10 protein-coding genes are annotated in these 12,321 nt (G+C 70.1%); 9 read left to right on the forward strand and 1 reads right to left on the reverse strand.

Annotation, left to right across the window (positions count from 1 at the left end; translation table 11 throughout):
• The first annotated feature begins 40 nt into the window (after nucleotides 1–40).
• The 7 genes from FHR56_RS19520 (at nucleotide 41) to FHR56_RS19550 (ending at nucleotide 8,856) form a co-directional block, all read left to right on the forward strand.
• A complete protein-coding gene (locus FHR56_RS19520) occupies nucleotides 41–1,906 on the forward strand; it encodes a feruloyl-CoA synthase (RefSeq protein ID WP_160946833.1) in 1,866 nt (621 codons plus the stop codon).
• Nucleotides 1,907–1,985: 79 nt separating this feature from the next.
• Entirely contained in the window at nucleotides 1,986–3,392 is a 1,407-nt protein-coding gene (locus tag FHR56_RS19525; RefSeq protein WP_237473127.1) for an alginate export family protein, read from the forward strand.
• A gap of 14 nt (nucleotides 3,393–3,406) precedes the next feature.
• Complete coding sequence (locus tag FHR56_RS19530; protein WP_160946832.1) at nucleotides 3,407–4,729, forward strand: MFS transporter; 1,323 nt, start codon at nucleotides 3,407–3,409, stop codon at nucleotides 4,727–4,729.
• Between the two features lie 138 nt (nucleotides 4,730–4,867).
• On the forward strand, nucleotides 4,868–5,353 hold the full coding sequence (locus FHR56_RS19535) for a MarR family transcriptional regulator (protein ID WP_160946879.1): 486 nt from the start codon (nucleotides 4,868–4,870) through the stop codon (nucleotides 5,351–5,353).
• A 235-nt stretch (nucleotides 5,354–5,588) separates the two neighbouring features.
• Nucleotides 5,589–6,551, forward strand: a complete 963-nt coding sequence (locus tag FHR56_RS19540; protein ID WP_160946831.1) for a transporter — start codon at nucleotides 5,589–5,591, stop codon at nucleotides 6,549–6,551.
• A 30-nt stretch (nucleotides 6,552–6,581) separates the two neighbouring features.
• Entirely contained in the window at nucleotides 6,582–7,349 is a 768-nt protein-coding gene (locus tag FHR56_RS19545; protein ID WP_160946830.1) for a coniferyl-alcohol dehydrogenase, read from the forward strand.
• 37 nt (nucleotides 7,350–7,386) lie between these two features.
• Nucleotides 7,387–8,856: a benzaldehyde dehydrogenase gene (locus tag FHR56_RS19550; RefSeq protein WP_160946829.1), complete on the forward strand. Its 1,470-nt coding sequence runs from the start codon at nucleotides 7,387–7,389 to the stop codon at nucleotides 8,854–8,856.
• Nucleotides 8,857–9,137: 281 nt separating this feature from the next.
• On the opposite strand, the gene FHR56_RS19555 is transcribed toward FHR56_RS19550, so the two are convergent.
• Nucleotides 9,138–10,037, reverse strand: a complete 900-nt coding sequence (locus tag FHR56_RS19555; protein ID WP_160946828.1) for a helix-turn-helix domain-containing protein — start codon at nucleotides 10,035–10,037, stop codon at nucleotides 9,138–9,140.
• Between the two features lie 93 nt (nucleotides 10,038–10,130).
• Between FHR56_RS19555 and pobA the strand changes: the two genes are divergently transcribed.
• Nucleotides 10,131–11,309, forward strand: a complete 1,179-nt coding sequence (pobA, locus tag FHR56_RS19560; RefSeq protein WP_160946827.1) for a 4-hydroxybenzoate 3-monooxygenase — start codon at nucleotides 10,131–10,133, stop codon at nucleotides 11,307–11,309.
• 446 nt (nucleotides 11,310–11,755) lie between these two features.
• On the forward strand, nucleotides 11,756–12,244 hold the full coding sequence (locus FHR56_RS19565; protein ID WP_160946826.1) for a nuclear transport factor 2 family protein: 489 nt from the start codon (nucleotides 11,756–11,758) through the stop codon (nucleotides 12,242–12,244).
• Nucleotides 12,245–12,321 lie beyond the last annotated feature (77 nt).

The raw sequence follows: 12,321 nt of genomic DNA on the forward strand, positions 1-12,321 counted from the left end.
TGCCGCACGCCGTGCCGTCTCTCTCCTCCGGATGGTTCCGATGAATGCCGCTGAGTCCGTTGCCACCGCCGTGCGCTACCGTCCTGTCGGACTGAGCCACGCCGATACCGAGGTCCACCGCGATGCCGACGGCGTGCTGCGCCTGCGCGCACGCGAACCGCTGGCGCCGCTGCCACGGCACCTGCTGCAACGCCTGCAGCACTGGGCGCTGCACACCCCCGATGCGACCTTCGTGGCGCAGCGCGACGAAGAGGGGCAGTGGCGGCGCCTGAGCTACGCGCAGATGCTCGAGCGCACCCGCCGCATCGCCGCGCACCTGCTGGACATGGGCCTGTCGGCGCAACGGCCGCTGGCGATCCTGTCCGGCAACGATCTGGAGCACTTGCAGGTGGCGTTCGCGGCGATGTATGCCGGCATCCCGTACTGCCCGGTGTCGCCGGGCTATGCCCTGCTGTCGCGCGATTACGCCAAGCTGCGGCATGTGGCCGAGGTGCTGCGCCCGGGGCTGTTGTTGGCCAGCGACGGCGACGCGTTCGCCCCGGCGATCGCTGCCGTGTTCTCCGCCGATGTACCGGCAGTGTGCGTGCGCGGCACCCTGCGCGATCGCGCCTGCCTGCGCTTCGAGGAGTTGCTGGCGCCGCGCGCGCTGGACGCCGCCGATGCCGCCTTCGCCGCCTGCGGCCCGGACAGCATCGCCAAGTTCCTGTTCACCTCCGGCTCCACCCTGCTGCCCAAGGCGGTGATCACCACCCAGCGCATGTTGTGCGCGAACCAGCAGATGCTGCTGCAGACCTTCCCGGTGCTCGGGCAGACGCCGGTGCTGGTCGACTGGCTGCCGTGGAACCACACCTTCGGCGGCAGCCACAACATCGGCATCGCCCTGTACAACGGCGGCAGCTTCTATCTGGACGACGGCAAGCCGACCCCGGCGCTGTTCCAGCAGACCCTGCGCAACCTGCGCGAGATCGCGCCCACCGTGTACCTGAGCGTGCCGCGCGGCTGGGAACAGCTGGCGCAGGCGCTGGAACAGGATGCGGCGCTGCGCGAGACCTTCCTGTCGCGCATGCGCATGTTCTTCTTCGCCGCCGCGGCATTGTCGCAGGAGGTCTGGGACCGCCTGGAGCGCATCGCCGAGGCGCATTGCGGCGAGCGCATCCGCATGCTCGCCGGCCTGGGCATGACCGAGTGCGCGCCCTCGTGCACCTTCACCCACGGTACCAGCAACACGCCTGGCGACGTCGGCGTGCCGGCACCGGGCTGCGAGGTCAAGCTGGTGCCGGTCGGCGACAAGCTGGAAGCGCGCTTCCGCGGGCCGCACGTGATGCCGGGCTACTGGAACGCGCCGCAGCAGACCGCCGAGGCCTTCGACGAGGAGGGCTTCTACCGCTCCGGCGATGCGCTCAAGCCGATCGATCCGCAGCACCCCGAGCACGGGCTGTTGTTCGACGGGCGCCTGGCCGAGGATTTCAAGCTGTCCTCCGGCGTGTTCGTCAGCGTCGGCCCGCTGCGCACGCGCGTGCTGATGGAAGGCGCCGCCTACGTGCAGGACGTGGTGGTGACCGGCGCCGACCGCGACGCCATCGGCCTGCTGCTGTTCCCGCGGCTGGACGCGCTACAGGCGTTGTCGGGGCTGCCGGCGCAGGCCGAGGCGGCGCAGGTGCTGCAGGCGCCGCCGGTGCGCGCCTGGCTGCAGCGCCTGCTCGATACGCTCAACCGCAGCGCCACCGGCAGCGCCAGCCATGTCGCATGCGCAGCCTGGCTGGAACAGCCGCCGAGCCTGGAGACCGGCGAGATCACCGACAAGGGCTCGATCAACCAGCGCAACGTGCTGCGTGCGCGTGCGGCGCTGGTCGAACAGCTCTACGCCGGGACCGCGCCGGGCGCGGTGGCGGCGTCGCCGTCATGACCGGGCCACCCGACCGCGCCACCGGCTAGCCGGATCGCGCTTCTTCGCACCACTGGCTTCGAGACTTGGGAGGGAATCGATGACTGTGCCTCTTGCGCGCGCGCGGCGTGCGCCCCGTGCCGTGTGCCTGGCAATGTTGTGCAGCGTCGGCTGCGGCCAGGCCGATGCAGAAAACAACGGCCCGCAGGGCAAGTTGCTGGCCGATCAGGAAGACTATTCGGCGTTGGCCGCGCAGCCGCGCCAGGGCTGGGAGCAGTGGAAGTACATCCCGCTCGGCGATGGCTGGCTCAGCCTCGGCGGCGAGAGCCGCACGCTGTACGACTATCGCGAGCACGCCGGCTTCGGCCGCTTCGCCACCGATCCGCACGGCTACGCGCAGCAACGCCTGCGGCTTTGGGCCGACTACCGGCCCTCGGCGTATGTGCGTCTGTTCGGCGAACTGGCCGACAGCCGCGTGGCCGGCCTGCAGACGCGGCCGGTGCAGGCCACCGACCGCAACCCGCTGGACCTGGCGCAGGGTTTCGTCGAACTGTCCGACGGGCAGAAGGAACCCGCCTGGCGCCTGCGCGCCGGCCGCCAGCAGATCGCCTACGGCTGGCAGCGCCTGCTCGACCCGCGCGATCCGGCCAATTCGCGCATGCCGTTCGATGCGGTGCGCCTGCTGACCCGGCAGCCGCGCTGGAGCGGCGGCCTGCTGTGGGGGCGCCCGGTGCTGACCCGTACCGGCAGTTTCGACGACCGCACCAACCGCGACCAGCGCCTGTGGGGCGCACATGCCGAAGTGCCGTTGTCGCCCAGCCAGCCGAAGGCGGCGCTGCTGGAGACGCTGTACCTGGACACCGTGCAGGACGGGCGCCGCTATGGCGAGGTGGTCGGCGAGGAGCATCGGCACACCCTGTCCACGCGCCTGAGCGGCGCGGTGCAGGGCTGGGACTACGACCTGGAACTGATCGGCCAGCGCGGCCATTTCGCCGGCCAGCGCGTGCGCGCCTGGCAGGGCACGCTGTTCGGCGGCTACACCTTCGCCAAGACCGCGTGGACGCCGCGCCTGGGCTGGCGCATGGAGGCGTCCTCCGGCGACCGCGATCCGCGCGATGGCGAACTGAACACCTTCAACGGCCTGTACGCGCGCGCCTCGGTGTTCGACGGCAGCATGATCAGCAGCAACGTGCGCGCCATCGGCCCGGAGCTGGTGCTGCGTCCCAGCGAACGGCTGTGGATCGACATGTACGTGCTCAAGCTGCAACGGCAGAGCCTGCACGACGGCGTGTACGCCGCCGGCTGGCGGGTGCTGCAGCCGGGCGATGCCAACGATGCGCGCGACATCGGCACGCGCTCGGTGCTGTGGGTGAAGTACCGCTTCAACGCCTTCGCCAGCCTGGACGTGTACGCCCACTACACCCAGGCCGGGCCGTTCCTGCGCGAGGGACCGGTCCGTGGCCGCGACTACTTCTACATCGCCCCCTTCCTGACCCTGCGCTTCTGAGCCGGAGCCTTCCCATGCGCGATCCGCTGCCATCGTCTGCGCCGTACCGCCCGCTGTATGCGTGGTACGTCACCATCGTGCTGTTGCTGGCCTACACGCTGTCCTTCGTCGACCGGCAGATCCTCGGTCTGCTGGTGCAGCCGATCAAACGCGACCTGCAGCTGTCCGACTCGGCCTTCAGCCTGGTCCACGGCTTCGCCTTCGCGGTGTTCTACACGCTGATCGGGGTGATGCTGGGCCGCGTCGCCGACCGCCGCAACCGCCGCAACCTGATCGTGCTGGGCGTGGTGGTGTGGATCGCGGCGACCGCGGCCGGCGCCTACGTCACCAGCTTCTTCACCCTGTTCCTGGCGCGGGTGTTCGTCGGCGTCGGCGAGGCCTCGCTGTCGCCGGCGGCGTACTCGATGCTGGCCGACTACTTCCCGCCGGAAAAGCGCGCGCGGGCGATGAGCGTGTACACCTCCGGCGTCTACATCGGCTCGGCGGCGGCGTTCATCGTCGGCGGCCTGGTGATCGCGGCCACCAGCAAGGAGAGCACGGTGGTGTTGCCGCTGCTGGGCAGCTTCCGGCCCTGGCAGGCGGCCTTCATCCTGGTCGCGCTGCCCGGCCTGGCGGTGATCGCGCTGATGGCCACGGTGCGCGAGCCGGCGCGGCGCGAGCAGGCCGCGGCGGTGCCGAGCGTGCGCCCGGACCTGCGCCACCTGCGCGACAACGCGCGGGTGTACGTGGCGCTGTTCCTGGCCAACGGGGTGATCGCGATGATCACCTTCGGCATCACCGCCTGGCTGCCGGCCACCTTCATCCGCCGCTGGCAATGGACGCCGGGCGAGATCGGCCCGGCCTACGGCATCATCATCCTCACCTTCGGCATCGCCGGCATGCTGTTCAGCGGCTTCCTCGCCGACCGCCTGGCGGCGCGCGGCAGCCGCGACGCGGCGCTGAAGATCTCGCTGGTCGGGGCCTTGCTGCTGGTGGTCAGCAGTGCGCTGTTCGCGGTGGCATCGGGGCCGTGGCCGGCGCTGGCGGCGATCGCGCTGACCACGTTCGTGCTGGGCATGCCGGTGGCGCTGGCGCCGGCGATCCTGCAGGCGGTCACCCCCAATCGCCTGCGCGGCCAGGTCACCTCGATCTACCTGCTGCTGGTCAACCTGATCGGGCTGGGCCTGGGGCCGTACCTGGTGGCGCTGGGCACCGACCACGTGCTCGCCGACGAGCGCCAGGTCGGCCTGTCGCTGGGCGTGGTGTGCATGGGCGCGGCGCTGCTCGGCGCGCTGTGCCTGTGGACTGCGGCCGCGCCGTACCGGGCGCTGCTGCGGCGCGTGGACGCGGCGTTGTGACCATGCGCGGCCATGCCCCTACAATGCAACGGCGACGGTGTTGCCGGCCGGCGCCGATGGATGCGTGCGCATCCGCCGTGACCTGGTCGCAGGATGCCCCATGCAGGAAGCGCCGTGAGTTCGAAACCCAGTCCCGAGATGTCCAGCAGCGCGTTGCCCGCCGATCCGCACACGGCGGACAGCGTGGACCAGCGGCGCCTGACCAGCCTGATCGGCTATCGCATCACCCGCACCGAACTGCAGGTGCGGCGCCTGTTCCAGGAGTGCGTGCGCGCCTTCGAGTTGAAGCCGGTGGAGTATTCGCTGCTGGTGCTGGTGGACGCCAACCCGGGCATCAACCAGCGCCAGCTGGGCGAGGTGCTCAGCGTGTCGCCGCCGAACCTGGCGATCGTGGTCGCGCGCCTGGTCAAGCGCAAACTGCTGCGCCAGGTGCGCGGGCGCCAGGATCGGCGCATGCAGCACCTGCATCTGACGGCGCCCGGCACGGCGCTGCTGGCGCAGGCCGAAGCCGAAGTGGTGCGCATGGAGCAACAGCTCAGCACCGCCCTCGGCGTGACCTCGGCACGCGCATTGCTGCAGGCGTTGGACCGGCTGGACCGGGTGGACGCGCTCGAGCGTCTGTAGCGGTCCTTGTTGCCGCGGCCGGTCAGCGCCGTCCGCCCGTCTTCCTTGTTGATTCCCGACCCGCCGCCAGCGTCCCGCTGACGGCGCGCGTCGCCACGTGGCCGTGCCCTGTGCGCGGCGCCGCCTGTCCGCGTTCCTTTCCCCCCGCACCCCGTCGTTCTCCTTTCGCTTGGAGTGCTTGCCTGTGACCCGTGTCTGCCACCGTGCTCCCTCGTCGCCGCGTGCCGACGCGCGCGTGTCCCTGCTTGCCTTGCTGACCATCGCCTGCGTCGCCCCGGCGGCCGCGCAATCGGTGCCGCAGAGCGCCACCCTGCCGACCGGCATCAACACCGGCGGTACCAGTTTCTTCGACGGTTTCAGCAAACCCGATCCGGGCTGGACGGCGATCCAGTATCTGCGCCGCTACGACTTCGACGCGATCAAGGACGCGCACGGCGACGACGTGCCGGTGTTCCGGGATCCGCACATCGGCTCCTCGGTGTGGGTCACCCAGGTCGCCTACCTCAGCGACTACAAGCTGTTCGGCGGCTCGCTCGGCATCACTGCGCTGGCCGCGCTGGTCGATCTGGACACGTCGTTCGCCTACGACAGCCCGGTGGCGCTGCGCGACAACGGCCTCGGCCTGGGCGACCTGACCATCGGCCCATACCTGCAGATGGCGCCGGTGATCCGCGACGGCCGCCCGGTGTTCTCGCAGCGCTTCGAACTGGACGTGTTGGCGCCGATCGGCAAGTTCGACCGCAATCGCGACGTCAACCAGGGCTCGGGCTACTGGTCGGTGCTGCCGAACTGGGCCTTCAGCATCCTGCCCACGCCGCGCTGGGAGATCAGCGGACGCCTGAACTACCTCTACAACTTTCGCGCCGACAAGGCCTCCAACGTGCCGCAGGGCGATGGCTTCGTGTTCCGCAACGGCCAGGCCGGCGACGCCGCCTGGCTCAACTTCGCCAGCTCGCTGGAAGTGGTGAAGGATCTGCACGTGGGCATCAACGGCTACTACCTCAAGCAGTTGCGCGACAACCGCACCAATGGCGAACGCGTCGCCGACAGCAAGCAGACCCAGTTCTATCTCGGCCCCGGCCTGTCGTGGCGGATCGATCGGAAGAACATCTTCAACGCCAATTTCTACATGCCGGTGGAGGTCAAGAACGCGCCTTCCGGCCACAACGTCAACGTCCAGTACGTCCACGTCTTCTGACGCCCAACCCCGCAACGGACACGCGCTGCCATGAACCTGCACAACAAGACCCTCCTCGTCACCGGCGTGGCCTCCGGCATCGGCGCCGAGGTCGCGCGCCTGGCGCGCTTCCACGGCGCCACGGTGATCGGCATCGACCGCCAGCCGGTCAACATGACCCTGCACGGCTTCCACCAGGCCGATCTCGGCGACCCGGCCTCGATCGATGCGCTGGTGGCGCAGTTGCCCGAGCGCATCGACGCGCTGGCCAACATCGCCGGCGTGCCCGGCACCGCGCCGGTGGACGTGGTGGCGAAGGTCAACTACCTGGGCCTGCGCCACCTCAGCCAGGCGCTGCTGCCGCGCATCGTGCCCGGCGGCAGCATCATCAACATCGCCTCCATCCTCGGCGCGGAGTGGCCGCAGCGGCTGGACCTGCACAAGCAGCTGGCCGCCGCCGACAGCTACGCCGCCGGCCACGACTGGCTGGCGGCGCATCCGGTGCCGCAGGACACCTGCTACCAGTACTTCAAGGAAGCGCTGATCGTGTGGACGCTGCTGCGCTCGCGCGACTGGTTCGCCACGCATTCGGTGCGCGTCAACAGCGTCGCGCCGGGCCCGGTGTTCACGCCGATCCTGGGCGATTTCGTCACCATGCTCGGGCCCGAGCGGGTCCAGGCCGACGCCGGCAAGATGAAGCGCCCGGCCTATGCCGACGAAGTCGCCGAGGCGGTGGTGTTCCTGGCCTCCGATGCGGCGCGCTGGATCAACGGCGTCAACCTGCCGGTGGACGGCGGCCTGGCGGCCACCGCCCTCTGAACGACTTCTTCTTCCTCTTTCCACGAGAGCACACAGCATGCACAGCACCGAACCCCTGGCCGCCGCGTCCACCTGGAGCGAGCGCATTTTCAATGGCGAGTGGATCGCCGCCCAGGGCGGCGTCCTCGAGGTGATCGAACCGGGCAGCGGCACGCCGCTGCATCGCGTCGGCCAGGCCAACGCCGCCGACGTGACCGCGGCGGTGGCGCAGGCGCGCGCCGCGCAACGCGCCTGGGCCGCCACGCCGCCGCGTGAGCGTGCGGCCGTGTTCCATCGCGCCGCGCAGGTGCTGCAGCAGCATGCGGCCGCGGCCGCGGCGCTGATCGCGCGCGAGACCGGCGGCATCTTGCCCAAGGGCGAGCACGAGGTCCGTGAGGCGATCGTGCTGCTGCAGCAGGCCGCGGCGATGCCGCTGCAGGCGCAGGGCCAGGTGCTGCCGACCGCGCCGGGCCGGCTGAGCCTGGCACGGCGCCTGCCGCTGGGCGTGGTCGGGGTGATCTCGCCGTTCAACTTCCCGCTGGTGTTGTCGCTGCGCTCGGTGGCGCCGGCGCTGGCGGTCGGCAATGCGGTGGTGCTCAAGCCCGATCCGCGCACGCCGTACGCCGGCGGCTTCGTCATCGCCGAGTTGCTGCAGCAGGCCGGCCTGCCGAAGGGCCTGCTGCACGTGCTGCCGGGCGGCGCGGATGCTGGCCAGGCCCTGGTCGAGGCGCCGGGCGTGCCGATGATCGCGTTCACCGGCTCCACTGCCGCCGGCCGCCGCATCGGCGAGCTGGCCGGCAAGCACCTGAAGAAGACCGCGCTGGAACTGGGCGGCAAGAATTCGCTGATCGTGCTCGACGATGCCGACCTGGACAAGGCGGTGTCGGCGATCGCCTTCGGCGCCTACTTCCACCAGGGACAGATCTGCATGGCCACCGGCCGCGTGCTGGTCCAGCGCAGTATCGCCGCCGAACTGACCCGGCGCCTGGCGGAGAAGGCGCGGCACCTGCCGGTCGGCGACCCGGCCACCGCACACGTGGCGCTCGGCCCGATCATCGACCAGCGCCAGCTGCAGCACGTCAAGGACGTGGTCGATGCCTCGGTGGCGGCGGGCGCCGTGATCGAGGCCGGCGGCACCCACGATGGCCTGTTCTACGCGGCCACGGTGCTGTCGAACGTGCAGCCGGGCATGCCGGCGTTCGAGGAAGAAGTATTCGGCCCGGTCGCCAACGTGATCGCCTTCGACAGCGACGACGACGCGGTGGCGCTGGCCAACCAGACCGAATACGGCCTGTCGGCCGGCATCCTCTCGGCCTCGGTCGGCCGCGCGATGGCGCTGGGCGAACGCCTGCACACCGGCCTGCTGCACATCAACGACCAGACCGTGGCCGACGAAGTCACCAACCCGTTCGGCGGCACCGGCGCCTCCGGCAACGGCACCAGCATGGGCGGCCCGGCCGACTGGGGCCAGTACACGCACTGGCAGTGGGTGACGATCCAGGACAGCGCGCCGCAGTATCCGTTCTGAGTGTGGTTCGCCGGGCGTCGGTGTGGCGCCCGGCGATGCGTCTTGCCGATCAGCACAGCACTCGCGTGCGGGAGTCGTGCTTGATCCGTTAGCGTGGGGGGTTGGAACATCTTGTCGCGGCTGAAGCCGCTCCTACGACGGACGCGCAGCCCAGTCGTAGGAGCGGCTTCAGCCGCGACGAACGAAGCGGGACTGGTCGATCATCGATCCCGCGTCGGGACTGAAGTCCCTCCCACAGGAGAGCGACGGCACCGCGATCGTCGTGCTGGCCGCGGATCCTGTCACTCCTGCGCCCGCTGCCGGAACTGGATCGGCGAACACCCTGCATGCCGGCGGAAGCAGCGGCTGAAGTACGCCGCATCCGCATAGCCCAGCACCGTGGCGAGCTGCTGCACGGTCAACGTGGTGTAGACCAGGCTGCGCCGCGCCTCGAGCATGATCCGGCGCTGCAGCAGTTCCAGCGCCGAGGCGCCGGCCAGGCGCCGGCACAGCGTGTTGAGATGGCTGCGGCTCAGCCCGAGCCGGTCGGCGTAGCGGGCCAGCGGCCAGTGTTCGCGGTAGTGCGCGTCGATCAGTGCGGTGTAGGCGCGCACGTGGCGCGCGCCGCGGTCGGCATCGTGCGGATCGGCATGCGCCTGCGCCAGCGCCCCGCGCGCGGCCCACAGCAAGGCCTGCGTCGCCAGCGCCTGCAGCATCGGTTCGCGGCCGGGGCGGCGCTGCGCGTGTTCGGCGGCGATGGCGGCGAAGCAGGCGTCCAGCATCGGGTGCTGCTCGCCCGCCGGCAGGCAGGCCGGCCGCGTCAGCGCCTCCTCCAGGCTCGGCCACTGCGCCGCCAGGCGCTGCCGCAGTGGTGCCGACACGGTCACGATATGGCCGCGCACGTTGCGCTGGAAGCGGAAGCCATGCACGCACAGCGGCGGCAACAGCAGCAGGCACGGCCCGCGCAGGCGCTGCTGCGTTCCGTCCAAGTGCAGGCCGGCGCTGCCGCGCTGCAGATACAGCAGTTGCAGCAGGTCGTCGTGGCGGTGCGGGCGGATGTGCCAGTCGTGCAGGCGGCTGCGCGCGGCGATGGATTCCCAGTGCAACAGGTCCGGTGTCTCGCGGTCGCCGGTCTCGCCGTACAGGCGGAAGGCCGGGACCGTGACCGGCGACGTGGCGGCAGCTGAAGCGGTGCGGGGCATCGGCGAAAAGTACCGGAATCGATCGCAATGATCCATGTCCTCGGCACGCCGCAGCCGGAACACTGTGCGTCGGTCCCATCCTTCGGAGGACGCATGCGTACCCAGGTCGCCATCGTCGGCGCCGGCCCGGCCGGATTGCTGCTCGGACAGTTGCTGCACGGCCACGGCATCGACACCGTCATCGTCGAGCGGCAGACGCCCGAGCACGTGCTGTCGCGGATCCGCGCCGGCGTGCTGGAACAGGGCACCGCCGACCTGCTGTGCGCCGCCGGTGCCGGCGCGCGCATGCAGCGCGAAGGCATCGTCCACCATGGCTTCGAGCTGGCGCTGGAGCAGCGCCGCGAACGCATCGAACTGAGCGCGGCGACCGGCGGCCGTGCGGTCACCGTCTACGGCCAGACCGAAGTGACCCGCGACCTGATGGACGCACGCCGCGCCGCCGGCGCCACCACCCTCTATTCCGTCGAGGATGTGCAGCTGCACGACATCGACGGGCGGCAGCCCTGGCTGCGCTTCGTGCACGACGGCGCCGCGCAGCGCCTGGACTGCGACTACGTGGTCGGCTGCGACGGCTTCCACGGGGTCAGCCGCCGCGCCATCCCGGCCGAGGTGCTGCGCGTGTACGAGCGGGTCTATCCGTTCGGCTGGCTGGGCGTGCTGGCGGACACCCCGCCGGTGGCCGACGAACTGATCTATGCGCGCAACGCGCGCGGCTTCGCGCTGTGCAGCATGCGCTCGCCCACCCGCACCCGCTACTACGTGCAGGTGCCGGCGGACGAGCGGGTCGAGGACTGGTCGGACGAGCGTTTCTGGGACGAACTGCGCCGCCGCCTGCCCGACGACGTGGCGCAGGCGCTGGTCACCGGCCCCTCGCTGGAGAAGAGCATCGCGCCGCTGCGCAGCTACGTCGCCGAGCCGATGCAGTACGGCCGCCTGTTCCTGGCCGGCGATGCCGCGCACATCGTGCCGCCGACCGGCGCCAAGGGCCTGAACCTGGCCGCCGGCGACGTCGGTCTGCTCGCGCAGCTGTTCGCGCAGGCGCAGCAGGCGCGCAGCGACGCGCCGTTGCAGCGCTATTCGGAACTGGCCTTGCAACGCGTGTGGAAGGCCGAGCGCTTCTCCTGGTGGATGACCACGATGCTGCATCGCTTCCCGGACGAGGACGCGTTCAGCCGCCGCCTGCACGATGCGGAACTGGACTACCTGCTCGGCAGCGCGGCCGGCCGCGCGACCATTGCCGAGAACTACGCGGGACTGCCGTTGGCGGTTTAGAGCGGGGATTGGGGAGTCGGGATTGGGGATTTGCCACGTGGCGCCCCAGTCCCTCTTCGCATGTTGATCGCGCCCGTCTCCGCTTTCTTCCAATCCCCAATCCCGAATCCCCACTCTCGACAGAAGAGTCGTCGAGCATCGCGATCGATGATGGCGATCAAACGAGCCGGTGGATGACGGAGCAGACCGCCAATGCGTCGCTGCGCCATGCGTTGCATACGCACATTTAGGTGCGTGCGACCTTGCCATTTCTGAGGTCGAGGTAATTGTGGCGATTCTCCCAGACTAGGAAAAAAGCCGGTAAATCCGCGTGTTTTCGCGGTCTCCTGCGTTGCGCAGGCCGTGCGCGTTGCTACGCTGCAGTCGCGCCGGTGCCATCGCTGCCGCGCATCGCGGCAGCGCGTCGTCATCGCGCATCCCCCTGTTCCCCCATCGGAGAGTCTTCCATGAAGATCCGTTTTCAGGCCTGCCTGCTGGCGCTGCTGCTTGCGCTCCCCGCCGCGTCCGCGTTCGCGCAGACCGCGGTCACCGCCAATCCCAACCACGCGCAGCTGCTGCACGGCGAGGACTGGCGCACCACCGCCAACAAGCGCCTGGTCTACGATTTCTGGCGCATCGTGTTCGAAGCGGGGCACACCGAATATGCGCCGCTGTACATGGCCAAGGACTACATCCAGCACAACCCCAACGTGGCCAACGGCCGCGATGCGTTCCTGGCGTTCCTGACCTCCTTCGTCAAGCCGACGCCGATCCAGCCGCGCGTGCAGTTGCCGCTGGTGGCGATCCTGGCCGAGGGCGACTACGTGACCCTGGTGTCGGTGCGCACGCTGCCCGATCCCAAGGACGCCAGCAAGACCTACACCACCACCTGGTTCGACATGTTCCGCATCCAGAACGGCAAGATCCAGGAGCATTGGGACGCGGCGACCAAGTGATCCCGCACGGATGATGTTGAAAACCCGCAGGCGCCACCCACTGCGGCGGACGGCGCCTGCGGTGTGTGTGGGTGGCG

Source organism: Xanthomonas sp. F10, assembly GCF_014206815.1.
Taxonomy (GTDB): domain Bacteria; phylum Pseudomonadota; class Gammaproteobacteria; order Xanthomonadales; family Xanthomonadaceae; genus Xanthomonas_A; species Xanthomonas_A indica.